Raw genomic sequence first — 26,110 nt, forward strand, 5'->3', positions numbered from 1 at the left:
TTTTCAGTTAGGTCCTCTTGGTGACCCCCCTTATGGGAAAGTTCGCGAAGCCCGCCCACGCATGCAAACCATGACTACAATGCGCCCCGTCAGGAGAGAGTTCCCAGGGAGACACGCCCCGGGGAACCGCCGAAGGCGCAGTGGCTGCGGTTGCGATCGGGCTGCGAACGCTCAGGCAAAAGGACTGACAAGACGTCTGCAGGGGCCGGGCCACCGGCTGAGCGGGCGTTCCTCACTGGAGAGAGGCGGGGTGGACCCTTGGTCGAGCCCGCCCACCGAAGGGGCAAGCGGCCGGGCGGTGTGATGTCACGCATATCACGCACCACAGGCCGCCAATCTCTCAGGTAAAGCGGACAGCGAGGGCATCTCTCACCCGGGCCTTGATGACACGTATCGTCACGGCATGGGGTGGATTTTTGAATGCCCCGGAGTTTGACCATGTCCGCTGACACCACCACCGCCCTGCTGAAGACCCCGCTGCACGCACTGCACCTGGCACTGGGCGCCAAGATGGTCCCCTTCGCCGGCTACGACATGCCGGTGCAATACCCCGCCGGCGTCATGGCCGAGCACCGCCACACCCGCGCGGCGGCCGGCCTGTTCGACGTCTCCCACATGGGCCAGGTGCTGCTGGTTGGCGATGACGCCGCCGCCGCGCTGGAAACCCTGGTGCCGGTGGACATCATCGGCCTGGAACTGTTCAAGCAGCGGTATGCAATGTTCACTGACGACAACGCCGGCATCCTGGACGACCTGATGGTCGCGCGCCGCACGGACGGCCTGTTCGTGGTGGTCAACGCCGGCTGCCGTGACCAGGACATTGCTCATATGCAGAAGCATCTGGGCGGCCGTTGCGAAGTGCGCCCCCTGCCCGATCAGGCGCTGCTGGCGCTGCAGGGCCCCCAGGCCGTGACCGCGCTGTCGCGCCTGAACCCCGACGTGGCCAAGCTGGTCTTCATGACCGGCGGCTTCTTCACGCTGGACGGCATCCCCACCTTCGTGACCCGCTCGGGCTACACCGGTGAAGATGGCTACGAGATCTCCGTCGCGGCGGACCGCTCGGTGGAACTGGCGCGCAAGCTGCTGGCCCAGCCGGAGGTACAGCCCATCGGCCTGGGCGCTCGCGACTCCCTGCGCCTGGAAGCCGGCCTGTGCCTCTACGGCCATGACATCGACACCACCACCACCCCGGTGGAAGCGTCGCTGACCTGGGCCATCCAGAAGGTTCGCCGCGCGGGTGGCGAACGTGCCGGCGGTTACCCCGGCGCCGCCGTGGTGGATCGCCAACTGGCCGAAGGCACGGCACGCAAGCGCGTTGGCCTGGTGGGCAGCGAACGCATGCCGGTGCGCGAAGGCGCCCGGCTGATCAACGAAGCCGGTGAAGACATCGGCGTCGTCACCAGCGGCACCCTGGGCCCGACCGTGAACAAGCCGGTGGCCCTGGCCTATGTGGCCAAGCCCTACGCCGCACTGGGGACCCAGATCTTTGCCGTGGTGCGCGACAAGCGCACACCCATGACGGTCGCTTCCACGCCATTCACCCCCAACGGATACTTCCGGGGCTGACCCTTCTTTTTTATCCGCCCTTTTTTGACGGAGTTCCCATGACCATCAAATACACCCCCGACCACGAGTGGGTCCAGATCAACGCCGACGGCACCGCCACCGTGGGCATCACCGTCCATGCGCAAGATGCGCTGGGCGACGTGGTGTTCGTGGACCTGCCGGATGTCGGCAAGAGCTTTGCCGCCAAGGAAGTGGCCGGCGTGGTGGAATCGGTGAAGGCCGCCGCCGACGTTTACGCCCCGGTCTCCGGCGAGATCGTGGAAGTCAACGAAGCACTGCGTGACGACCCGTCCCTGGCCAATACCGACCCGCTCAAGGCCGGCTGGTTCTTCAAGGTCAAGCTGTCCAACCCGTCGGAGACCGACGGCCTGATGGACAGCACCGCCTACGACGAGCTTCTGAAGAACAGCTGATCACCGGCCCCGCTGGCCGCCAGGCACGCCCGGCCCCTGCCGGGTCTCTGGCGGCCGCCTGATTTCCCTTTTCCTGCCCAGTCCCGCCCCGCGCCGGTCGCCTGACCGACGACCGTCCTCCAGGATCACCGCCATGTCCGCCCTGCCCTCCTTCGCCGAACTTGAGAACGCCAGCGAGTTCCATGCCCGCCACATCGGCCCGGACGCTGCCGATGAAGCCCTGATGCTGTCCGCCATCGGTGCTGCCTCGCGCGCTGCGCTGATCGACGCCATCGTGCCTGCCAGCATCAAGCGCGCGGCGCGCATGGAGCTGCCCGAAGCCGTGACCGAGGCCCAGGCCTTGGCGGAGCTGAAGGCCATTGCAGGCCGCAACCAGTTGCTCAAGAGCTTCATTGGCCAGGGGTACTACGGCACGCTGACGCCGGGCGTGATTCTGCGCAACATCTTGGAGAACCCGGCCTGGTACACGGCCTATACGCCCTACCAGGCGGAGATTTCGCAGGGCCGCATGGAGGCGCTGGTCAATTTCCAGACGATGGTCTGCGACCTGACGGGCCTGGCCATTGCCAACGCCTCGATGCTGGACGAAGCCACGGCGGCGGCCGAAGCCATGACGCTGGCGGCGCGTGTGGGCAAGAGCAAGAGCCAGGTCTTCTTTGTGGCGGACGACGTGCTGCCACAGACCCTGGAAGTGATTCGTACCCGTGCCGAGCCGCTGGGCATCACGGTGCAGGTGGGCGCGGCCGACCAGGCTGGAAAGGCCGAATGCTTCGGCGCGCTGGTGCAGTACCCCGGCGTGAACGGGGTGGTGCGTCCGCTGCAGGCCATCGCTGATGCGGTGCACGCCCAGGGCGGCCTGCTGGTGGCTGCGGCCGACCTGCTGGCGCTGACGCTGATCAAGGCACCGGGTGAACAAGGCGTGGACATTGCCGTCGGCACCACGCAGCGCTTTGGCATGCCCATGGGTGCTGGCGGCCCGCACGCCGCCTACATGGCCTGCCGCGACGAATTCAAGCGCAGCCTGCCGGGCCGCCTCGTGGGCGTCTCGGTGGACAGCCATGGCAAGCCGGCCTACCGCCTGTCGCTGCAGACCCGCGAGCAGCACATCCGCCGCGAGAAGGCCACCTCCAACATCTGTACGGCGCAGGTGCTGCCGGCCGTCGTGGCCAGCATGTATGCCGTGTATCACGGGCCACAGGGCCTGAAGCGCATTGCACAGCGGGTGGCGGGTTATGCCGCCGTGCTGGCCCGGGGCCTGCGGGGCCTGGGTTTGACCCTGGTGCATGAAGCGGCGTTTGACACGCTGCAGGTGCGCACGGGTGCCCACACCGGCCCGGTGATGGCGGCGGCGGTGGCCGCCGGCATGAACCTGCGCCGCGCGGATGACGAGAGCATCAGCATCTCGCTGGACGAGACCACCAGCCGCGCCGACATTCAGGCCCTGCTGACCGTGTTTGCCGAAGGCAAGCCGGTGGCGGACGCCTTTGCGGACGTGACGACGGGGGTGACTGCCGGCGTGATGGCACTGATCCCGGCGGACCTGGTCCGCACCAGTGCTTACCTGACGCACCCGATCTTCAACCGTCATCATTCCGAGACCGAGATGCTGCGCTACCTGCGCCTGCTCTCCGACAAGGACCTGGCGCTGGACCGCAGCATGATCCCGCTGGGCTCCTGCACGATGAAGCTCAACGCCACCAGCGAGATGATCCCCATCACCTGGCCGGAGTTTGCGCAGGTGCACCCGTTTGCGCCGCAAAGCCAGCTGCAGGGTTATGCCCAGCTGGACCAGCAGTTGTCCGCCTGGTTGTGCCAGGCCACCGGCTACGCGGGTGTGTCGCTGCAGCCCAATGCGGGCTCGCAGGGGGAATATGCCGGCCTGCTGATCATCAAGGCCTGGCATGAGTCGCGTGGGGATGCGCACCGCAAGGTCTGCCTGATTCCCGAATCTGCGCACGGCACCAACCCCGCCTCGGCCCAGATGGTGGGCATGCAGGTGGTGGTGACCAAGTGCGACAAGGAGGGCAATATCGACCTGGTTGACCTGAAGGCCAAGTGCGAGCAGCACAGCGACAAGCTGGCCGCGATCATGATCACCTACCCCTCCACCTATGGCGTGTTCGACACCCATGTGAAGGAGATCTGCGCGCTGGTGCATGCGCATGGGGGCCGGGTCTATGTGGACGGTGCCAACATGAACGCCTTGGTGGGCGTGGCGGCGCCGGGCCAGTTCGGTGGTGACGTGTCCCATCTGAACCTGCACAAGACCTTCTGCATTCCGCACGGCGGCGGCGGCCCGGGCGTGGGCCCGGTGTGCGTGGTGGAGGACCTGGTGCCCTTCCTGCCGGCGCACCGCAGTGCCGGCCTGGGCGAGAAGACGGCCATCGGTGCGGTCAGTGCTGCGCCGCTGGGCAATGCCGCGGTGCTGCCGATTTCGTGGATGTACATCCGCATGATGGGCGAGACCGGCCTGAAGGCGGCCACGGAGACGGCCATCCTGTCGGCCAACTATGTGGCGGCCCGTCTGGCGGGTCATTACGACATCCACTTCAGCGGCAACATTGAAGGTGTGAAGGGTGGCGGCGTGGCGCACGAGTGCATTCTGGATCTGCGCCCCCTGAAGGACAGCAGCGGGATTTCGGCGGAAGATGTGGCCAAGCGTCTGATCGACTACGGTTTCCATGCCCCGACCCTGTCGTTCCCGGTGGCGGGCACGCTGATGGTGGAGCCGACGGAGAGCGAATCCAAGTTCGAGCTGGACCGGTTTATTGCGGCGATGCTCCAGATCCGCGAGGAAATCGCAAAGGTGGAATCTGGCAGCTGGAGCCGTGAGGACAACCCGCTGGTGAATGCGCCGCACACCGCTGAGAGTCTGCTCAAGACGGAGTGGGGCCATGGTTACAGCCGCGATGAAGCCGCCTATCCGGTCGCTGCGTTGCGCCACGTGAAGTACTGGTCGCCGGTGGGACGTGTGGACAACGTCTATGGCGACCGCAATCTGGTGTGCAGCTGCCCGCCGGTGTCGGACTACGCTTGAGTTTTGTGTGGGCATGGGCCACTCGCCTTCTGGTGAGTGGTCCGTGTGGGCTTTCTTCGATGCTGCTGCGGTAGGCGGGTGGCGCTTTGCATGTTGCGCTTTGCATGTGGCGCTTTACGTGCGGCGCTTTGCGTGCACTGCAACAACCGCGCGCCAGGAGGCGGCTCAGGCCCTGTTTTCTCCATGTCCCTCCTGTCCCGCTCCGCGGGCCATTCCTTCCTTGACTTACGAAAACAGGGCCTGAGCCCCCTCCCGCCTCCCACCGCGACCTCACACGAACCCACTTCACAGCCCACAGCCCACCGTTCACCGTTCACCGTTCACAGCCCACCGTTCACGGTGCACCGTCCACATCACGAGGTCTGGGGTGGGGAGTCAGTAGTGAGGAGTGGGCAGTCAGCTTGGTGGGGGTACTCGGTGGTTGGCATCAGGGTGAGGGGGGCCGATTTTCGTAAGTCAAGGAAGGAATGGCCGGCGGAGCCGGACAGGAGGGACATGGAGAAAATTGGCCCCCCTCATCCTGATGCTGCTCGGTCTGAGCAGGGCTGAGCAGGGGTGAGCTGAGCTGAGCTGAGTTGAGCTAAGCAGAGGTCAGCTGAGCAGAGAAGAGAAGAGCAAGGCAGCGCTGAGCAAAGCTGGACTGAACACTGAACTGAAGGCACCCCCATGGCAGTTTCTGTTTTCGACCTTTTCAAGATCGGCATCGGCCCCTCCAGCTCCCACACCGTGGGCCCCATGCGCGCCGCGAGGATGTTTGTGCAGCGCCTGCGGCACGAAGGCCAGCTGTCGCGCACGGTGCGTGTGGCCACCGCCTTGTACGGCTCCCTCGGTGCCACCGGCAAAGGCCACGGCAGCGACAAGGCCGTGCTGCTGGGCCTTGCCGGCCATGAGCCCGACACGGTCGATGTGGAGGGCATCCCTGCCCTTCTTGAAGATATCCGCGGCCGCAAACGCGTCGCTCTCGGCGGTGAACACGAGATCGCATTCGACGAGGCCCGCGACCTCGTTCTCTACCGCCGCCAAAGCCTGCCCCTGCATGCCAACGGCATGCGCCTCATCGCCTTCGATGCCGAGGGCAACGAACTGCAGAACCGCGTGTACTACTCCGTCGGCGGCGGCTTCGTCGTCACCGAGGAAGTCCTCGCCGATGGCTCCCGCCAGAAACAGATCGCCCCAGACACCACCGTCCTGCCCTTCCCCTTCAAGTCCGGCGCCGAACTGCTCGCCCTCACCGAGCGTGAACACTGCTCCATCGCCGAAATCATGCGGCGCAACGAACAGCACTGGCGCAGCGATGAGGAAACCCGCGACGGACTGCTCAAGATCTGGGAAGTGATGCAAGGCTGCGTACAACGCGGCTGCCGCACCGAAGGCATCCTCCCCGGGGGTTTCAAAGTGCGCCGCCGCGCCGCCCAATTGCACCGCGAACTCACCAGCGACGCCGAAGCCGCCCTGCGTGACCCGCTGCAGGTCATGGACTGGGTCAACCTCTACGCCCTCGCCGTGAACGAGGAAAACGCCGCTGGCGGCCGCGTGGTCACCGCCCCCACCAACGGCGCCGCCGGCATCATCCCCGCCGTGCTGCACTACTACGCCCGCTTCGTGAATCCGCCACCGCCCGCCCCCCGCGCCGGCGAGGCCACCCAACACGCCGGCCCCGGCGGACGAACCAACCCCGCCCTGGGCGCCCACCACGACGGCATCATCGATTTCCTGCTGACCGCCGCCGCCATCGGCATCCTCTACAAGGAAAACGCCTCCATCTCGGGCGCCGAGGTCGGCTGCCAGGGTGAAGTGGGCGTGGCCTGCTCCATGGCCGCCGCAGCCCTGTGCGCCGTGATGGGCGGTACGCCTGCCCAGGTGGAAAACGCCGCCGAGATCGGCATGGAACACCACCTCGGCCTCACCTGCGACCCGGTCGGCGGCCTGGTGCAGATCCCCTGCATCGAACGCAACGCCATCGCCTCAGTCAAGGCCATCAACGCCGCCCGCATGGCCCTGCGCGGCGACGGCACCCACCACGTCAGCCTGGACAAGGTCATCAAGACCATGCGCGAAACCGGCGCCGACATGATGACCAAGTACAAGGAAACCGCCCGCGGCGGCCTGGCCGTCAATATCGTCGAATGCTGACCGGTCCCGCAGAGGGATCACCGGGCGTCCTCACCTCCCTGAGGACGTCCATGACGCCCTCGCTGACGTCCTCCCCGACGACCTCGTGGGCCGCCCGCCCACGCACCGGGCCGGCTGCCGGACGCCAGGAGCAATCGTGCAGAAAGTCACACCCTGCACAACCTCGCACCGTGTGTCGGGCAATAACCTACATGCGTTTACGCCAACGCTGATAGGGCGACCCCAGGGCTGGCGGTACAAAGCAGGTATTGGATCGCGCACCTTGCGCTGCCCCCTCCCTTCCCATCCGGAGCCACCGTCATGGAGCGCCTGCTGCCCCGCCCCCCCACATCGCTGCGCCACCTCGCCGGGTGGCTGATCGCCGGCAATGTGCTGGTGGCTGGCGTGCTGGCCCTGGTCACCTGGAGCACGCTGAGCAACAGCCGTGAGGGCAGCGAAGCCATTGCCCGGCAGAGCACCGAGAGCCTGGCCTCCAGCCTGAGCGTGGAGGTGGCTTCCGAGCTGAAGGTGATCGACAACGCCCTGTCCACCATGGCGGTGCGCTACCGCAGCGCGGACGCCGCCAACGTTGCCCGCGCCACGCAGGAAGTGCTGATCGAACAACGCGGGCTGCTGCACCACGTCCGCGCGATTCGGATCGCCGACGCGCAAGGCCACGTGTCGGCCGGCCTGGCCCCCGGCGAGAACGCCATCAACGTCGGCGACCGCCCCTACTTCCTGCAAGCCATGGTCACGGACGCCATGGTGATCTCCGAACCGCTGCGCAGCCGCGTCACCAACGAGTGGAGCCTGATCCTCGCGCGCCGGCTGCTGGACCGCAACGGCCAGTTCAACGGTGTTGCCTATGCAGTGATCACCGCCGACCACTTCGTCAACCTGTTCAGCAAGGTCGCTGTCGGCCAGTCCGGCGCCATCTCGCTGCGCAAGGACGATCTGCGCCTGGTCGCCCGCTTCTCCGCTGCCGAACCCAACTCCACCAAGGGCTTTGGCGAAGTCACCATCTCCGACACCCTGCGCAGGGAGCTGGCTCGCAACCCGGTCAGCAGCTCCTACATCACCGCCACCGCGCTGGACCAGGTGGAACGCGTGACCGCCTACCGCCAGGTCCCCGGCTACCCGATGACCGTGTTCGCCGGCATGGCCACGCATGAGTTCCTGGGCCACTGGCGCCAGCACGCGCTGGAGCAGTCGCTGCTGGTGGCAGCCGTCGTCCTCACCATCGCCGGCATCTCCGGCGTGGTCTTCAGCAAGCACCGCAAAGAACGCCTGGCCCGGCTGGAGGCGTCGCGCCTGGCCCGTGAGCAAAGCCTCATGCTGGAGAACGACCTGATCGGCATGGTGCGCCTGCACAACCGCGTGTTCACCTGGGAAAACCGGGCGCTGGAACGCATCTTCGGCTATGACCCCGGAGAACTGCAGGGCAAGGCCATCCGCGAGCTCTACCTGGACGACAGCAGCTACACCCACATTGGCCGCATCGGCTACGCGGCGCTGGCCGCTGGCGAGCGCTTCCGCACGCAACTGCAGATGCGGCGCAAGGACGGCGAAGCCATCTGGATCGATCTGTGCGGCACTGCCGTGTCGGAGACCGAAAGCTTGTGGATGCTGGTGGATATCGACACCCTCAAGCGCAGCGAGGAACATGCCTACGGCCTGGCCTTCCGCGATGCACTGACCGGCCTGCCCAACCGTCGCCTGTTCGAGGAAAAGCTCGGCGACGCCCTGGCCCATGCCCAGCGCGCCAACCATCGTCTGGCGGTGAGCTATGTGGACCTGGACGGCTTCAAGCCCATCAATGACGTCCACGGCCACGAGGCCGGCGACAAGGTGCTGCGCGAGGTCGGCAAGCGCCTGCTCATCGCCCTGCGCGGCAACGATGTGGTGGCCCGCCTGGGCGGCGACGAGTTCGCGCTGGTGCTCAATGGCATCGGCCACACGGAAGACCTCCGGATGGTGCTGCAGCGCTGCCTGTCATCCATTGAGGAACCCATCCTGCTGGACAGTGGCCAGGTCGTGCGCGTCAGCGCCAGCCTGGGTGCGGTCATGAGCAAGGGCGGCACCCTCCCCGCCGCAGAACTGATGCGGCAGGCTGACGAAGCCATGTATGGCGCCAAGCGGGCCGGCAAGGGGCGTGTGCAGCTCTACACGCGGGTCGAGCGTCCGACGCTGGTGCCCAAGTCGGCGGCCTGATCAAGCCGTTCTCCTTGTCTGGGCGACAGCCCGACACCATGGCCCGCCTTGACCGTCAATCAGTCAGGTCCCCAGGCCCGGTGGGGGCCGACGCATTGTTCACCCGGTTGGCCAGGAAGGTCTGGCCAATGTCCAGCGTGCTCTCTTTGCCCACTGACTTTGCGCAGTGGGCCAGCCAGCGCGTGGCGGCAGCTCGGCCGAGCTCAAAGAGCGTGGTCAGCAGCCTCCAGTCGGTATTGAGCTTGCTGGACGCGCCATAGGCGGAAAGACCGCCCTCGTCCGCGACACGATGCAGCCGCATCGCCTTGTAGCGGCTCGGGTCCACCCGCCGGTCGCGCAGCAAGCGCTGCACAAAGGCGATGGCGCGCAGCTCCGCCACCAGGCTGGCGTTGAAGGTGATCTCGTTGATGCGGTCATCGATCTCCGCCGCCGTTTTCGGAATCCCTTCATGCTCGCGCGGATTGATCTGCACCAGCAGCACATCATCGGTCTGCGTGCCGTAGACCAGCGGCCACAGCGCCGGGTTGCCGGAGAAACCACCATCCCAGAACGGCTCACCGTCGATCACCACTGTCTGGGCGCTGCGAGGCAGGCAGGCGGAAGCCATGAGCGCCTCCACGCTGAGGTCGTCGTCGCTGAACACACGCGCCTGCCCGGTACGCACCGAGGTGGCGGTCACAAAGATCTTGAGCGGCCCACTGCGCAACGCCTTCTCGTCCACATGCTGGCGGACGATGTCCCGCAACGGGTCCAGGTTGAACGGATTGAGCTGATAAGGGCTCCACAGCCGCAGCCAGGCATCCCAGGCCACAGCGGCAGGCCAAGCGCTGCGGTTGTAGACCCAGGCCGGCATGGAAGGCCGGGCGGCATCACCCCCCGGCGTAGCCTCCCCCACCAGCCCGAAGCAGGCGGGCACCCCGGAAACCGCTCGCCAGAACGAGCGCAGCGCCTCACGGGCCCCGTCGGCGCCCCCCTGGGCATAACCAGTGGCCAGCACCGCGGCATTCATGGCCCCGGCGCTGGTGCCGGAAACGCCGTCAAGCGCGATCGAGCCATCCTCCAGCAAGGCATCCAGTACGCCCCATGTGAAAGCGCCATGCGAGCCACCGCCCTGCAGGGCCAGGTCCAGCGACGGTCGGGCTGCGGCCCGCGCGTGGGAACGGGAAGGAGGCGCCATGGTGTCCTTTCCTGAAGACGCCTGGAATATAGCCTGCCCCCTTCAACCGCGACCGAACAGCCGGCTCCACTGGCGGGAGAATCAGGACCTCGGTGCGGGCGCTGGCACTACCCGTTGGGGGCCATCGTCCCGGGGGATCTCGGTCTCCAGGCCGAGCAGTGTGTCTTTCGACTTGAGAATGGTGCGAGCCTCAAACTCCATCGCCACCGCGGTGGACGTCCCGGTGAGGCTGGTCGGCAGATGTGGCATAGCGGACGAGAAGGCTGGTTTTCACTAGACAACCAGTGAGACCTCGCCAGCCTGAGGTTCGCATCTGCAAACCTTGCGGACTGCAGCCTTGCGAACGCGCAACTATTTCCCGCCACGCAGCTTCCCGAGCTGGGCCTGGGCTTCGTTCCACAAGTCCATCCCCACTTGCGTCGCCACACCGGCGTTGACGCGCGTCAACTTGTCCCGCATGCGGACGGCTTCGGCCGGGCTCAGTTCGTTCACCTGCATGCCCTTGGCCTTGAGATCGGTCAATGCCTTGGCCGCCTCGTCGCGGGTGTCCTTGCGCTCGAAATCCCGGCTGGTGAAGGCCGCCTTCTGCAACACCGCTTTTTCATCCTTGGACAGTCCATCCCAGAACTTCTTGCTCACGGTCACGATCCACGGGCTGTAGACGTGGTTGGTGACGGTCAGGTATTTCTGTACCTCATAGAACTTGGCGGAGAGGATGGTGTTGTAGGGGTTCTCCTGTCCATCCACCGCATGCGTCTCCAGCGCCGTGAACAGCTCGGAGTACGGCAAGGGCACGGCATTGGCCCCCAGTTGCCGGAAGCTGTCGAGGAACACATTGTTCTGCATCACACGCAGCTTGATGCCGTCCAGGTCCTCCAGCTTGGTGACCGCACGCTTGCTGTTGGTCAGGTTGCGAAAGCCGTTCTCCCAATACACCAGGCCGACCAGGCCCTTCTCCTCCAGCCGGGCGCGCACCTTGTCGCCCACCGGGCCATCCAGCAGCGCGTCGGCCTCACGGGTGTTGTTGATGAGAAAAGGGGTGTCCCACAGCGCCATCTCCTTGGCGATGCCCACCAGCGTGGCGGTGGAGCCCACCATCATTTCCTGCGCGCCGCCGATGAGGGCCTGCTGCATCTGCGTGTCCGGCCCCAGCGCAGCCCCACCAATGGCCCGCACCCGCATCTTGCCGCCAGAGAGCTTCTGGACCTCGTCGGCGAAGACCTTCACCGCGCGGCCCTGGTTGCTGTTCTCCGCCAGGCCGTAGCCAAAGCGGATGAGGCGGGGTTTGATGTCCTGCGCAGCAGCGGGCAGCGCCGCACACAGCAGCGCGGCCGCTGCCACAACCAGGCTCAGACGACGGGGAGGCATCAGCTTCATGGGGGTCTCCTTGTTGGAATGCAGGGCCAGGGCTGGACAAGCGGACGAAAGGGAATTTCGCGGACAGGAGCGACAACAGCGCGGACAACAGCGAGCACAACAGCGCGGATAAGAGAGCAGACACAAGAGCGCAAACAAGAGCCGTCAAGAGCGGACAGCATCGGCTGCTGGCCGTCGAGGTCCGATCAAGACGGCCAAGGCATCATCGCCACCACTGCATCGGCGCGATCACCAGCGCGGGGAAACAGGTGAACAGCGCCAGGATCACGGCGTAGGTGAGGAGGAAAGGATTCACGCCCCGAATGACCTGGTGCATGGACAGGCGCCCCACGCCCGCCACCACGTTCAACACCGTGCCGACTGGCGGCGTGATCAGGCCAATAGCCCCGTTGAGCACAAACATGAGGCCGAAGTAGACGGGGTCGATGCCGGCCTTCACCGCGATAGGCAGCATCACCGGGGCGAAGATCAGGATGGTGGGCGTGAGGTCCAGCGCAGTACCGATCAGCACCAGCAGCACCATCATCAGCGCCATCAGCAGGCGCGGTGAATCGATCAGGCCGCCCAACCATTGCGTGAGCACACCGGGCAGGTCCGCCAGCGTGATCATGTAGCTGGCCACCTGTGCACCGGCGCAGAGGAACATCACGACCGCGGTGGTCTTGGCGGCCCGCACCAGCACCCGGTGCAACTCGCCCAGCGACATCTCGCGGTGCACCACGAAGCTGACGACCAAGGCGTAGAACGCCGCCACCACAGCCGCCTCGGTGGGGGTAAACACGCCGGTCTTCATGCCCCCGATGATGATCACCGGCATGAGCAGCGCAAAGAAGGCGCGCAGCGTGGCGCGTAGCCGCTGCGCCATGGGCAGGGGCTCGCCGGCGGGCAGGTCGATCCGGCGCATCTGCAGTTTCCAGGCGACCAGCAGACCCGCGCCCATGATCAGGCCGGGCACGATGCCAGAGACAAACAGCGCGGAGATGGAGGTGTTGGTGGTGACGCCGTAGATCACGAACGGCATCGAGGGCGGGAGGATGGGCGCGATGATGCCGCCCGCCGCAATCAACCCGGCCGAGGTGGCCATCGGGTAGCCATGGCGCTGCATCATCGGCAGCAGGATGGTGGCCAATGCGGCGGTGTCGGCCAGTGCAGAGCCACTCATGCTGGCCATCAGAACCGCGGCACCGATGGCCACAAACCCAAGCCCCCCCCGGATGTGCCCCACCCAGGCCTGCGCCATCTGGATGATGCGCCGGCTGATGCCACCGGCATTCATCAGTTCACCGGCCAGGATGAAAAAGGGCACCGCCAGCAGCGGGAAGCTGTCGATGCCGGCCACGAGGTTCTGGGCCAGCAACTGGGTATCCCAAAAGTCCAGCGCCCAGGCCATGCCCGCGCCGGTCAGCACCAGCGCAAAGGCCATGGGAATGCCCAGGCCCATCAGCACCAGCATGCCGACAATGAAAACGATGAAGGACAGGGCTTCGTTGCTCACGATCACTCCACCTCCAGCTCATGGCCCAGGTCCAGCGGCTCGGCCCGAACCAACTGCCACAACGCCATCAGCGCGATCAGCACGCTGGACAACAAGGCCGGCAGCGGTAGCAACGCATTGGAGTAGCCCAGCACCACGGAGCGGCTGTCCTTGCCCACCACCACCTGCTGCCAGGCGCCCCACGCCACCATGACGGCCGCAGCGATCACCGCCAGCCGGATCAGCGCCGCAGCCGCCAGCAGCACCCGCTGGCGCCGCCGCAACGGCAGCAGCAGGCTGGTGAACGCCATGTGCTCGCCCAGGGGGTAGGCGGCAGTGGCGCCGATGAAGACCATCCAGACAAACAGCAACCGGGCCAGCTCCTCACTCGCCGCCACGCCACTGCCAAAGCCATAACGCAGCACCACGTTGATGAACACGGCCAGCGCCATGACAGCCAGGCACAAGGCCATGGCGCCTTCGCCGAGGCGTTGCCACATGGGGCGGCGGCCCTGCTCGGTGCGCTCCGGACGTTCCTGGCGTTCGTGGCGTTCGTGGCGCTCATGGCGTTCTTGACGTTCCGGACCTTCCGGACGGGCGGGTGGCGCAGGCTTCATGCGTCCGGCTCCAGGGGTTGCGTCGGCTCGCTCGCCGGCAGGCTCGCTGCCAGACTGGCGACACCGGCCAGCAGCAGCCGTTGATTCACGATCGATTCCAGTTGCCTGTCCAGCGGCTGTTCCGCCGGCACCGACATCACACCCGCCTCGCCCACCGGGGACTCCAGCGTGGCGAACTGGCTCTCCACCAGGCTGGCCGGAAAGATGTGGCCCGAAGAACGGGCCGTCACGCGGGCCAAGGCCAATGCCTTGTCGATGTCGATATAGACAAACTGCAGTGGCGGGCAAAACCCGCGCAGACGGTCGCGGTACACCCGCTTCAACGCGGAGCAACTGAGCACCACAGGGCCAGGCGCCGCCAGCAGGCTGCCCAAACGATCCAGCCAACCCCAGCGGTCATCGTCGGTCAGCGGCTGTCCGGCCTGCATCTTGGCGATGGACGTCGGCGCATGATGGGCATCGCCTTCGATGAAGGGCCATCGGAGCCGCAGCGCCAGGGCGGCGCCGATGCTGGTCTTGCCACAACCCGCCACGCCCATCACCACGATGGAAGCCGCCGTGGCGGCGCCAGGGGCCGGGTTGGAGAAATACGCTTGTTCAGCCATTGCTGGGGAGGTCCCTGGGCCATAGCACATTGCGCCGACACACAGTCATCCCACTTCTCAGGGGATGTACCGCTCCTGTCGCCAGCTGGTAGCGCTATCCTACGCCGCGCGACCACGCACCACGCTAGGGAAAATACGCACCATGAGCACACCCGCCGCCCCGAAACGACGCCGAGCCACCGGACGGGTGACGCTGCAGGATGTCGCGGCCACGGCAGGCGTGAGCCCGATCACCGCCTCGCGCGCGCTGCGCGGGGAGCGGGGCGTGGCGACCGAGCTGGTGGCGCGTGTGCAGGCGGCGGTCAGCCAACTGGGGTATGTGCCGGATCCGGCGGCGCGGGCCCTGGCGTCCGCGCGCAGCAACCAGGTGGTGGTGCTGATCCCGTTGCTCTCGAATGCACTCTTTGTGGATTTGCTGGATGCGGCGCAAAGTACGCTGCTGGCCGCCGGTTACCAGAGCCTGATCGGTGTCACGCATTACCAGGCGGAGGAGGAAGAGGCGCTGCTGCGCACCTACCTCATGAACCGGCCAGCCGGTTTGCTGGTGACCGGCTTTGACCGGACGGAGGCCTCTCGCGCCCTCATCCAGGGCAGCGGTGTGCCCTGTGTGCATCTAATGGAGAACCGCAAGGACAGTGGCCTGTATTCCGTCGGTTTCTCCCAGCAAGCGGCCGGTCACGCCATGACCTTGGCCTTGCGCGAACGGGGTTATCGCCGCATTGCATTCGCGGCCGCTCAACTGGACCCGCGCACCTTGCAGCGGGCCCATGGCTACCGTGCCGCCCTGGCGGACCGGCACGACCCCGCGCTGGAATTCCTGGATTCCGCGCCCTCCTCCTTTGCGTTGGGCGCGCAGATGTTCGACCGGGTGCTGGCGCAGGCGCCGGACGTGGATGCGATCTTCTTCAACAACGACGACCTGGCCCAGGGCGCGCTGCTGCAGGCGTTACGGCGTGGGATCCAGGTGCCGGGCCGGGTGGCCATCGCCGGCTTCAACGATCTCATCGGTGGCGAGCAGATGCTGCCGCCGCTTTCCACCGTGCGGACGCCTCGGGGCGAGATCGGCCTCCGGGCCAGCGAGATGCTGATCACCCTGATGCGCGGGGATGCGGTGGACGAGCCCTGTGTGGACCTCGGCTTCGAGCTGCTGATGCGCGAGAGCTGCTGACGCGGGCGCGAGAGCTGCTGACGCGGGCCCGAAAGCTGCTGCCGCGGCCACCTGCCGTTGTGCTGCGGCAGGTTCGGGGCCTTGGCGCCAATGCGCCAGCAGTTCCAGGCAGCGCGCCAGATGGCGGTGGCCCCGGCCTGGCGGCACCACCACAGCGCCCAGGCGCAGGCCGTAATCCCGGTCGTCCCGCTCTGCTTGCAGCAGGCGCGCCGCCAGCAGGGACAGCATGCGTTCCGGCAGATGGCCGGCCACGGCGCGCAGGTCGTCCAGGTCCAGCCACAAGGGGCCGCCAACCAGTGCCTGAATCTGCCGGTTCGCCAGGGTGCGCAGACGTTGCCGTTCGGGCGCTTCCAACAGTGGACGCGGGTAGACCAGCAGCTCGACCTCCGGTTGCCACTCGGTGGAAATCAGGAAAAGGCTCAGGGGGTGACAAGTCTGCAGCCGCAGCACGGGCCAGCGATACAGGCCGCGTTCCTGGGGATGCAGGGCCAGCAACGCCAGATGCACGGAGCGCCCGGGCACGTCCATCCAGGTGCTCGGGCCTTGTGCGGTGGCCGGGCCCAGGCCGATGTCCCAGCGATCCCCACGCCCGGGGTTTTCCACCCTCAATTCCAGCTGGCCGGTATCCCCGGCAAAACAGGGCGCAGGGGGTTGCGCACGCAGGCGCAGATCCAGCAGTGTGAAGATGGCACTGGCCAGCGAGGCCAGCACGATCACCACCAGGGTCAGGCCCAGGCTGAGCAGGCCGATGGAGCCGGCCATCAGGCCCAGGACACCGCAGGCCAGTGCGGCCGTGAGCAGCCCCGTGCCGCGCCACGACAGGCGGACCCGCAACTGCGGCATGCGCAACACATGCGCTTCCTCCTGCCCCAGCGCCGGCCCACCCGGTGAGGGGTGGGGCAGGACATTCAGCAGGAGGTTGCGGGAGGACGGATGAGGGATGGGGGCGTTAGGGGCAGGCATCATTCGCAGTGGCGAACTGGTTGGCCGATCAGTGACTGATCAGCGACCAATCAGTGGCCAATCAATGTGCCTGCCCAGTGTCTACGAGACCATGGCCTCGAAAGGCGAACTATCTGTCATTCGTAGCATCCATCGGTGTTTCAGTCCGCGATGCCGGGGTTCGGCGTGATTGAAGTCACGGGCATGATGTCGTCCGAAGTCGGGTGCGGCGGGGTGTTTCCGTGCGGCTTTGAAGCCGTATGGAAGGTCTTTGCCCCGCGCACCAGGTAGGAATAGATCACCGGCACCACCACGAGCGTGAGCAGGGTCGAGGTGATGACACCGCCAATGATGGCGCGGCCCATCGGCGCCTGGATCTCGCCGCCGTCATTGAGGGCGATGGCCATGGGCAGCATGCCGAACACCATGGCGGCTGTGGTCATGATGATGGGGCGCATCCGCACCAGGCCGGCCTGCAGCAGCGCCTCCGGGATGGAAAGCCCCTGCTTGCGCGCATGGTTGGCGAAGTCCACCAGCAAAATGGCGTTCTTGGTCACCAGGCCCATCAGCATCACCAGGCCGATCATCGAAAACACGTTCAGTGTCGTGTTCCAGAACAGCAGGGCCAGCATCACGCCGATCAGGGACAGCGGCAGCGAGGCCATGATGGCGATCGGCTGCAGGAAGCTGGCGAACTGGCTGGCCAGCACGATGTAGATGAAGATCAGCGCCAGGCCCATGGCGGCCACCAGGCCGAGCATGAAGTCGGCCTGCTGCTTGCCATCGCCGTCCACCATGAAGCTGATGCCCGGGGGCAGCTCGGTCTCCTTGATGAGCTTCTGCACATCGGCATTCACGTCGCCGGAGGCGCGGCCCTGCACACCGGCATAGACCGCTTCACGGCGCTGCAGGTTCTGGCGGCGGATCACCTCGGGATTGAACACCTCCTGCAGCGTGGCCACCTGCTCCAAGGACACGGGCGAACCGTCCTTGGCAAAGGCCACCGGCAGGCGCCGCATCTGCTCCAGGTTCTGGCGCTGGTCCTTGGGCAGACGCAGCAGCACCTCCACCTGGTCGCCGTCCGGCGTGGTCCAGTAGGTGGCCACCTCGCCGTTCACATAGGCATGCAGTGAAGACGCCACCATGGGTGCGTTCAGGCCCAGCTCGCGCACGGCGGAATCCTTGAGGCGCACGGCATAGGTCGGCACGCCGGGTTTGACGGTGGTGTCCACGTCCACCGCGCCCTTGATCTTCTTGACCTTCTCGGCGAAGTTCTTGGCCACCTGGGTCAGAACCTCCGGATCGGTCCCGAGGATGGTCACCCACACCGGGCGATTGAAACCCACGCTGACCTCCACGCCGGGGATGCGGGCAATCTCGGCGCGAATCGCGTCTTCCACCTGGGTCTGCGTGCGCTGGCGCTCGCGGCGGTCCACCAGGGCGATGTTGAGCATGGCCTGGTTGCGGCCGGTGGCCAGGCCCTCGCCGGAGGCACCCACCACGGTGGACACCGTCTTCACTTCGGGCATGCGCGCCAGCACCTCCTCCACCTGGTGCACCTTGGCATCGCCCCGTTCCAGGCTGGTGGCCACCGGCATGCGCAGGCTCAGTTGGGTGAAGCCCTGGTCGGTCTGTGGCATGAATTCACCGCCCACCAGCGGCATCAGCATCAGCGCGCCTACAAAGCTGGCCACCCCGCCCAGGGTCACCAGGCCGCGCGGCGTGATGGTGGCCATGCGCAGGCGGCGGGGTTGGTGGTGCTGGCGTTCGCCGTCGGCGTCAAACGGCCGACCATACGCAGGCACCGGTGGCACAAAGAGCCGATAACGACGGCCGGAGAAGATCCAGCGGATGCTGCGTTCATAGATCCGGTGCAGCACGTCCATGCCCGCATCCGTGCCGCGAATCAAATGGCCGATCACCGGCAGGCGCTTGAGGTAGGTGGAGGGGGGGTCATGCCAGACCGAGGACATCATCGGGTCCAGCGTGAAGCTGACGAACAGCGACACCAGCACCGCCACTGCCACCGTGATACCAAAGGGATAGAAGAACTTGCCGATCACCCCACCCATGAAGGCCACCGGCACAAACACCGCGCAAATGGCGAAGGTGGTGGCCATCACGGCCAGGCCGATCTCGTTGGTGCCGTCTTCCGCCGCGCGGTAGTGGTCCTTGCCCATGCCCACGTGGCGGACGATGTTCTCTCGCACCACGATGGCGTCATCGATCAGCAGCCCGATACACAGGCTCAGCGCCATCATCGTCATGAAATTCAGCGTGAAGCCGAAGGCGTAGACGGCGATGAAGCTGGAGATCACCGAAATCGGCAATGTCAGGCCGGTGATGACGGTGGAGCGCCAGCTGTGCAGGAACAGGAAGACGATGGCGACGGTCAGCAGTGCGCCTTCGATCAGCGTGTGACGCAGGCCCTTGAGCGAGTTCTTCACGAAGTCGCTGTTGGCATAGATCAGGCGCAGCTCCATATCCTTGGGCAGGGTCTTGCGCAGCTCAGCCAGTGCGGACTGGATGGCTTCGCCGGTGGCGACGATGTTGGCGTCCTGCTGCTTGAAGATATTGAAGTTGACGGCGGGCTGGCCGTTGATGCGGGCAATCGAATCCAGCTCGCGTTCACGCTCCACCAGCGTGCCCAGGTCACCCAGCGTCAGGTTCAGGTCGCCCCGGCGGGCCACCACCACGTTGACGAACTCCTTGGGGTCCTTCACCTTGCCTTCCACACGCAGCATGGTGTCGGTGCTACGGTCGGACAGCAGGCCCACCGGGGAGTCGGTATTGGCCTCGTTCAGCGCGGCGGCGATCTGCGCCGGGGTCACGCTGTAGGCACGCAGGCGCTGCGGGTCCAGGTCGATTCGCACTTCGCGCAGCGCCAGGCCGCCCACGTCCACGCGGGCCACCCCTTCCACGCGGGACAGGCGCTTGGAGACCACCAGGTCCGCCAGCATCGAGATTTCACGCGGGGTGCGTGTGTTGCTCAGCAGTGCCGCCACCACCACAGGCTGGGCGTTGTCCCCCTGGAAACGGGAGACGGTGGGCGGCTTGGCCTCCTTGGGGAACCTGGCCTGGGCCAGGGCTACCTGGTCGCGCACTTCCTGCATGGCGCGGTTCATGTCCACGCTGAGGCTGAACTCCACGCTGGCCTGCACACGGCCCTCGAAGCTGCGGGACTGGATGCGGTCCACGCCGGCCACGGTGTTGAGCGCTTCCTCCAGCGGCTTGGCGATTTCACGCTCCACCGCCTCGGGCGAGGCGCCGGGATAGCGGACATCGATCCACGCGCCGGGCAGCGAAATATCGGGCATCTGCTCAACGCCCAGCTTGGAGTAGGAAAACAGACCCAGCACACACAGGGCCACCATGACCATGGTGGCGAACACGGGGTTCTGGATCGAGACACGGGTCATCCACATGGGGAATCCCTTCTTGTAATCGTCATGTCGAGGCGCAGGCTCGGGACTGGCGGGCCCCGGGCTGGCCGTTACGCGCGTGCACGGCGGCCTGGGGCCGCAGGGGCGCTTCGCTTATTGCGCGCTGGCGCTCGAAGCGGCGCTGGCGACGTTGGCCTTGGGTGGCAGGATGGTCGCCTTCTCGCCTTCCTTCAGGTTGTCGAAGCGGGCACCGAGCACCTGCGTCTGGGCAGTCAGGCCGGCGAGCACCTCGATACGACCTTCGCGGGCATCGCGCCGGCCGGTGGTCACGATGCGGCGGACCAGGTTGCCCTTGTCGATCACCCACACATGTTCCTGGCCGGAGACCGTGCCCACCGCGGTGATGGGCACCGTCATGCGCTGCTTGTCGTCCGGCATTTCAACGCGGGCCACGGCGTATTGCCCAGCTCGGAAGCGTTCTCCGGGGTTGTCCAGGGTCAGGGTCACGCCGATGGATCGCGTGCCGGGTTCGGCGGCCGGGGCGATGCGGGCGATGCGGGCCTCCACCGGGGCGTCGAAGCCTTCGACCTGCATCTTCACGATCATGCCGGGCTTCAGCTTGCTCACCTCGTGAGTGCCCACCAGGCCGGCCAGTTCCAGGCGAGTCAGGTCCACGATGGTCAACACCTGCTGCTCTGCGGCCACCTTCTCGCCGGGCACGGCGTGGCGCTTGTAGACGATGCCATCGATGGGTGACACCAGGGCGGCCTGTTTCAGCAGCACCTCGCTGGTGCCGAGCTGGGCCTGGGCAGACATCAATTGTCCGCGGGCCGAATCCAGGGCGGCACGGGAATTGTCCAGCGCGGTGGGCGCGATGAAGTTCTGCGTGGCCAGGCCCTGGTTGGCCGTGTATTGGCGCTGGGACTGCTCATATTGGGCCCGGGCCGATTCCACCCCGGCGCTGCGTTCGGCCACCTTGTGGCGCAGCTCCTCCAGGTCCAGCTGGCCCAGGCTCTGGCCGGCCTTGACGCGGCTGCCCTCGCCCACCGACAGGTTCACCAGGCTGCCGGACGCCTTGGAGCGCACGATCACGGTGTTGGGGGCGACGAGCGGCCCGGAGAACTCGATGACGCCCGGCATGGTGGCCACAAACGGCTTCACCACCTCGCTGGCCTGGAACTCCAGGGCCGGCTTGGACGATTCCTTCTTCGGCGCGGGTGCCGATTGTTTGCTGGTGGCATACACGGCGGCGCCGCCTGCTGCCAGCACCACCACGGCCACACCACCCAGCCACCAAACCTTCTTGCGCATGTTCTCCCCCAATTCCGTCTACCGATTCGCCTGACCAAAGGCGAAGCTTGAATGCGGCGGAGTGTAGGAATCGCCTCCCTGGGCTGCTCACCGGCTGCGACGAATTGCAGATTGCGCTGGATGAACTGCCTTGGGGGGAGTCATCGTGACGCCTGAAACATGCCCGGCTCGGCTTTGGCGAGGGGTTCAGCCAACGGGCCGTTGCGCCGCGATGGCCGCGATCGGCAGTTCCACATCCGCGCATTGTGCGCGGTGCATAAGGACGTGGTCCATGACCACCAGGGCCAACATGGCTTCGGCAATCGGCGTGGCCCGGATGCCGACACAGGGGTCGTGCCGACCGAAGGTTTCCACCACCGTGGGCTCCCCGGCCCGGTTGATCGACGCCTTGGGCGTGCGGATCGAGCTCGTCGGCTTGATGGCGATGGACACGCGCAGGTCCTGCCCGCTGGAGATTCCCCCCAGCACACCACCCGCGTTGTTGCCCGCAAAACCTTCGGGTGTCAGCTCGTCGCCGTGCTGGCTGCCCTTCTGGCGGACGCTCTCGAAACCGGCGCCAATCTCCACGCCCTTCACCGCATTGATGCCCATCATCGCGTAGGCGATATCGGCATCGAGCTTGTCGAACAGGGGCTGGCCCAGCCCGGCCGGGATGCCGGTGGCTTCCACCGTCAGGCGGGCGCCGACGGAATCACCGTCCTTGCGCAGCTGGTCCATGTAGGCCTCCAGCGCCTCGATCTGGCTGGCATTGGCCGCGAAGAACGGGTTCTGGCCCACATGGTTCCAGCCCTCGAAGGCGATATCGATCTCGCCCAGCGCCGTCATGCAGCCCCGGAAGCCGATGCCATGCTGTTGCTGCAACCACTTGCGGGCCACCGCGCCGGCCGCCACCATGGGGGCCGTCAGCCGTGCCGAAGAGCGGCCACCGCCACGGGGGTCTCGCAGGCCGTACTTGCGCCAATAGGTGTAGTCCGCATGGCCGGGGCGGAAGGTGTCCAGGATGTTCCCGTAGTCCTTGCTGCGCTGGTCCACATTGCGAATCAGCAGGCAGATCGGCGTGCCGGTGGTCTGGCCCTCATACACGCCGGAGAGGATCTCCACCTGGTCCGGCTCCTGGCGCTGCGTCACATGGCGCGAGGTGCCGGGGCGGCGGCGGTCCAGTTCGGGCTGGATGTCTTCCACCGTCAGGGCCAGGCCGGGCGGGCAGCCGTCAATGACGCAGCCGATCGCCGGGCCGTGGCTCTCGCCGAAGTTGGTGACGCGAAACAAGCTGCCGAAGGTGCTGCCGGACATTGGGAAAACCTGCCTGGGCTGAGAGAGGAAAGAAGCGCCTCATTCTACGAGCCACCCACCGCTGGTGCCTGTTTGCCGGGCGGCGCGGACATGCAAAAGCGGCCCTCCCGGGGCCGCTATCGATGTTTTTTCCATGTTGGCTCGGCAACCGAGCCTTCGTGCGCCGCAGGTGGCGTCAGGACGGCTGGGCCTGACCGCCCTCTTCTGCCGGCCAGTCACGGATGTAGGCCTTCAGCATGCGGTTCTCGAAGTCTTGCGCGTCCACGACGGATTTGGCCACGTCATAGAAAGAGATGACACCCACCAGCTGGCGGCCGTTGAGCACCGGCATGTAGCGGGCGTGACGGCCCAGCATCATGCGGCGCACTTCGTCGATCTCGGTGGCGGGGGTGCAGGTCAGCGGGGCGTCGTCCATCACGCTGCGGACCAGCGAGGTACCCACGCTGCCGCCGTTGCGGGTGATGGCCTGGATGACCTCGCGGAAAGTCAGCATGCCGACCAGATCGTCGAACTCCATCACCACCAGCGAGCCGATATCTCGCTCGGCCATGGTGACCACGGCCTGGGCCAGCGGCTGGTCTGGGGAGACAGTAAAGAGCGTGTTGCCCTTGACGCGCAGGATGTCGGAGACTTTCATGCCTGCCAACATAGCACACAATGCCCTGCGGGCAACAGCACCCAACCCGGCGTCGCGCAAGAACTTGAGCGTTAGACACCGATGGGCGCGCTGGCGCCACGCCGCCCTACACCAACGTCACGCCGACGCATCGATGCCAACGGCATGATGATCAGATGACGACCGAACCACGGTCGCTGCTACAGGAGACAAGACACATGGCAGGTCCCGCCGACCCCGGCTTCGACACGCTCGCGCTCCACGCGGGCGCCGCCCCCGACCCCACAACCGGTGCGAGGGCGGTTCCCCTGCACCTCTCCACCTCGTTCGTCTTCGAGAACACCGAACACGCGGCAGGCCTGTTCAACATGGAGCGCAGCGGGCACGTCTATTCCCGGCTCTCCAACCCCACGACGGCGGTACTGGAAGAACGCATGGCCGCGCTGGACGGCGGCGTGGGCGCCATTGCCACGGCCAGTGGCCAGGCGGCGCTGCACCTGGCCGTGGCCACCCTGGCGGGTGCCGGCCAGCACATCGTGGCGTCGGCTGCGCTGTATGGTGGCTCCCACAACCTGCTGCACTACACCCTCAAGCGGTTCGGCATCACCACCACATTTGTGGGGCCGCACGAGCTCGATGCGTGGCGCAACGCCATTCGCCCCGAGACGCGCCTGCTGTTGGGAGAAAGCCTCGGCAACCCGGGGCTGGACGTCCTGGACATTCCTGCCGTGGCGCAGATCGCGCACGATGCCGGCCTGCCGCTGCTGGTGGATGCCACCTTCGTGACGCCCTACCTTCAGCAGCCCATCGGCCTGGGGGCCGACCTGGTCTACCACTCCGCCACCAAGTTCCTGTGCGGTCACGGCACGGTGGTGGGCGGCGTGTTGGTGGATGGTGGGCGCTTTGACTGGGAACGCGCGCACGCGGCCAGTGGCGCACAGCGCCGCTTTGCCGAACTGTGCGAGCCGTACGACGGCTTTCACGGCATGGTGTTCACCGAGGAGAGCACGGTGGGGGCCTTCCTGCTACGGGCCCGGCGGGAGGGGTTGCGGGACTTCGGGGCCTGCATGAGCCCGCACACCGCCTGGCTCATCCTGCAGGGCATTGAAACCCTGCCGCTGCGGATGCAGCGCCATGTCAGCAATGCGGTGCGGGTGGCGGAGTTCCTGGCCAGCCATCCGCTGGTGGGTCAGGTGGCTTATCCGGGGCTGTCACAGCACCGTGACCATGCGCTGGCGCAAAGGCTGCTGCCGCGTGGCAGCGGGGCCGTGTTCAGTTTCGATCTGAAGGCTGGCCGTGAGCAGGGCCGCAAGTTCATTGAATCCTTGCGGCTGTTCTCGCATCTGGCCAATGTGGGGGATGCGCGCTCGCTGGTGATCCATCCCGCCTCCACCACTCATTTCCGAATGGACGACGCGGCGCTGGCGGCCTCGGGCATTGGCCCGGGCACGATCCGGCTGTCCATCGGCCTGGAGGACCCGGAGGATCTCATTGCGGACCTCACTGCGGCGCTGAAGGTGGCCGCCAAATGAAGTTCGCGCTGAGAGGCCGGGCCGCCTATGCCTACACTGGCGGCAAGCACTTCGACCCTGCCCTGCCCTGCGTGGTCTTCATTCACGGGGCCCTGCACGACCACAGCGTCTGGACGCTGCTGGCGCGTTACTTCGCCCATCACGGGCGGTCTGTGCTGGCGGTGGACCTGCCGGGCCATGGCCGCAGTGAGGGGCCGCCGCTGGCGGATGTGGAGGCACTGGGCAGCTGGATCCTGGAGTTGCTGGGGGCGGCTGGTGTCCCCACTGCGGCGCTGGTGGGCCACTCGATGGGCTCACTGATCGCGTTGGAGGCGGCGGCTCAACAGCCGTTGCGGTGCGAGCGTCTGGTGATGGTGGGCACGGCCTGGCCGATGAAGGTCAGCGAGCAACTGCTGAACACTTCCCGTGACCAGCCGCAGGCGGCGATGGCCATGGTCAACGCCTTTTCACACACGACCTTAGCCGCCAAACCGGCCGTGCCTGGCCCGGGCACCTGGTTGCATGGCGCCAATCTTGCGCTGATGGAGCGCATGCAAGCCAGCGGAGCGCCGCACGGCAATCTTTTCCTTCATGACTTCCAGGTCTGCGACCGATACGAAGCGGCGTCGGCGGCCGCGCAGCGGCTGAAGGCGGCTGCGCACCTCATCCTGGGAACGCGCGACGCCATGACGCCACCCAAGTCTGCCCGGCAGTTGCAGGAGCTGCTGAACGCGCAGGTTCAGACTGTGACGGCGGGGCATGCGTTGATGGCTGAAGCGCCGGAGGCCTTGCTGACGGCCTTGAAGGCCGCGCTGGCTTAAGGCGTCAGCCGTGAAGCGAAGGCTTGAGGCTTAAGGCTTGAGTAGTGCGCCGCGAATCGAGGATCTCGTTTGCTGCTGGCTGATGGTGAGCAGCGGAACGAGGCGGGGCTCGGTGTCGGAAAGTGACGGTCCGGTGCCCTTTCCCGGAAGTCAAGACACCGTTCTAAGCGTCAAGTCTCTTCGATCGAGATTTGGTGGGGGTTGAAGGGCTGCTTGGACTTGAGCACGCCGTAGACGATGGCCAGCAGCTTGTGCATGCAGGCCTCGACGATCAGCTTACCGGGTTTGTTCTGAGCCTTTAGACGCTGCCAGAACCTCGCAATCAACGGGTTGTGCTTCCCTGCCACCATGGCTGGGAAGTACAGGCAATGTTTGAGGGCGCTGTGCCCTTGCGGGCTGGTGCCTCGCCGCTTGTCGAGCGAGACACCCGATTGCCGGACCATGGGTGACAGGCGGGCATAGGCGGTCAGCGCCTT

At 66.3% G+C, this 26,110-nt stretch carries 18 protein-coding genes and 2 riboswitches; of the genes, 8 read left to right on the forward strand and 10 right to left on the reverse strand.

All coding sequences use genetic code 11. The features are described 5' to 3' along the window. Positions 1-80: 80 nt before the first annotated feature. Positions 81-197: riboswitch (glycine riboswitch) on the forward strand. Between the two features lie 28 nt (positions 198-225). After that, positions 226-367: riboswitch (glycine riboswitch) on the forward strand. Positions 368-438: 71 nt separating this feature from the next. The 5 genes from gcvT (at position 439) to BMY53_RS20015 (ending at position 9,339) form a co-directional block, all read left to right on the forward strand. Beyond that, entirely contained in the window at positions 439-1,566 is a 1,128-nt protein-coding gene (gcvT, locus tag BMY53_RS19995) for a glycine cleavage system aminomethyltransferase GcvT (protein ID WP_092948248.1), read from the forward strand. 38 nt (positions 1,567-1,604) lie between these two features. Beyond that, on the forward strand, positions 1,605-1,979 hold the full coding sequence (gene gcvH, locus BMY53_RS20000) for a glycine cleavage system protein GcvH (protein WP_092948249.1): 375 nt from the start codon (positions 1,605-1,607) through the stop codon (positions 1,977-1,979). A gap of 133 nt (positions 1,980-2,112) precedes the next feature. Continuing rightward, the gene (gene gcvP / locus BMY53_RS20005; RefSeq protein WP_177200977.1) at positions 2,113-5,016 is read left to right on the forward strand and encodes an aminomethyl-transferring glycine dehydrogenase; all 2,904 of its coding nucleotides are present in this window, start codon (positions 2,113-2,115) and stop codon (positions 5,014-5,016) included. A 666-nt stretch (positions 5,017-5,682) separates the two neighbouring features. Further along, a complete protein-coding gene (locus BMY53_RS20010; RefSeq protein ID WP_092948251.1) occupies positions 5,683-7,149 on the forward strand; it encodes an L-serine ammonia-lyase in 1,467 nt (488 codons plus the stop codon). Positions 7,150-7,449: 300 nt separating this feature from the next. After that, complete coding sequence (locus BMY53_RS20015; protein WP_092948252.1) at positions 7,450-9,339, forward strand: sensor domain-containing diguanylate cyclase; 1,890 nt, start codon at positions 7,450-7,452, stop codon at positions 9,337-9,339. A 55-nt stretch (positions 9,340-9,394) separates the two neighbouring features. On the opposite strand, the gene BMY53_RS20020 is transcribed toward BMY53_RS20015, so the two are convergent. The 5 genes from BMY53_RS20020 to BMY53_RS20040 form a co-directional block, all read right to left on the reverse strand. Then, complete coding sequence (locus BMY53_RS20020; protein ID WP_092948253.1) at positions 9,395-10,516, reverse strand: patatin-like phospholipase family protein; 1,122 nt, start codon at positions 10,514-10,516, stop codon at positions 9,395-9,397. A 351-nt stretch (positions 10,517-10,867) separates the two neighbouring features. Further along, positions 10,868-11,893 (reverse strand): TRAP transporter substrate-binding protein, encoded by a 1,026-nt coding sequence (locus BMY53_RS20025; RefSeq protein WP_092948254.1) that lies wholly within the window; start codon positions 11,891-11,893, stop codon positions 10,868-10,870. Positions 11,894-12,095: 202 nt separating this feature from the next. Further along, positions 12,096-13,346, reverse strand: coding sequence for a TRAP transporter large permease (locus BMY53_RS20030; protein WP_092948276.1), 1,251 nt, complete (start codon positions 13,344-13,346; stop codon positions 12,096-12,098). Positions 13,347-13,390: 44 nt separating this feature from the next. Beyond that, a complete protein-coding gene (locus tag BMY53_RS20035) occupies positions 13,391-13,867 on the reverse strand; it encodes a TRAP transporter small permease subunit (RefSeq protein WP_092948277.1) in 477 nt (158 codons plus the stop codon). A gap of 113 nt (positions 13,868-13,980) precedes the next feature. Beyond that, positions 13,981-14,523: a gluconokinase gene (locus BMY53_RS20040; protein WP_092948278.1), complete on the reverse strand. Its 543-nt coding sequence runs from the start codon at positions 14,521-14,523 to the stop codon at positions 13,981-13,983. A 208-nt stretch (positions 14,524-14,731) separates the two neighbouring features. On the opposite strand from BMY53_RS20040, the gene BMY53_RS20045 reads away from it, so the two are divergent. Further along, complete coding sequence (locus BMY53_RS20045) at positions 14,732-15,757, forward strand: HTH-type transcriptional regulator GntR (protein ID WP_092948255.1); 1,026 nt, start codon at positions 14,732-14,734, stop codon at positions 15,755-15,757. Positions 15,758-16,860: 1,103 nt separating this feature from the next. Here BMY53_RS20045 and BMY53_RS20055 read toward each other — a convergent pair. The 4 genes from BMY53_RS20055 to BMY53_RS20070 form a co-directional block, all read right to left on the reverse strand. Further along, positions 16,861-20,124, reverse strand: a complete 3,264-nt coding sequence (locus BMY53_RS20055) for an efflux RND transporter permease subunit (protein WP_092948257.1) — start codon at positions 20,122-20,124, stop codon at positions 16,861-16,863. Positions 20,125-20,235: 111 nt separating this feature from the next. Further along, positions 20,236-21,393, reverse strand: coding sequence for an efflux RND transporter periplasmic adaptor subunit (locus tag BMY53_RS20060; RefSeq protein ID WP_092948258.1), 1,158 nt, complete (start codon positions 21,391-21,393; stop codon positions 20,236-20,238). Positions 21,394-21,579: 186 nt separating this feature from the next. Further along, positions 21,580-22,686 carry a chorismate synthase gene (gene aroC / locus BMY53_RS20065; protein WP_092948259.1) on the reverse strand — a complete coding sequence of 369 codons (1,107 nt, stop codon included), beginning with the start codon at positions 22,684-22,686 and terminating at the stop codon, positions 21,580-21,582. Between the two features lie 175 nt (positions 22,687-22,861). Continuing rightward, complete coding sequence (locus BMY53_RS20070) at positions 22,862-23,323, reverse strand: CBS domain-containing protein (RefSeq protein ID WP_092948279.1); 462 nt, start codon at positions 23,321-23,323, stop codon at positions 22,862-22,864. A 197-nt stretch (positions 23,324-23,520) separates the two neighbouring features. Between BMY53_RS20070 and BMY53_RS20075 the strand changes: the two genes are divergently transcribed. Next, positions 23,521-24,834, forward strand: coding sequence for an O-acetylhomoserine aminocarboxypropyltransferase (locus BMY53_RS20075; protein ID WP_092948260.1), 1,314 nt, complete (start codon positions 23,521-23,523; stop codon positions 24,832-24,834). After that, entirely contained in the window at positions 24,831-25,634 is an 804-nt protein-coding gene (locus BMY53_RS20080) for an alpha/beta fold hydrolase (protein ID WP_092948261.1), read from the forward strand. The genes BMY53_RS20075 and BMY53_RS20080 overlap by 4 nt, the downstream gene beginning before the upstream one ends. Positions 25,635-25,804: 170 nt before the next feature. Here the strand turns inward: BMY53_RS20080 and BMY53_RS20085 are convergent. Then, a partial coding sequence (locus tag BMY53_RS20085; protein ID WP_143074164.1) for a transposase occupies positions 25,805-26,110 on the reverse strand: 306 nt, incomplete at its 5' end.

Source organism: Roseateles sp. YR242, assembly GCF_900109745.1.
Taxonomy (GTDB): domain Bacteria; phylum Pseudomonadota; class Gammaproteobacteria; order Burkholderiales; family Burkholderiaceae_C; genus Roseateles.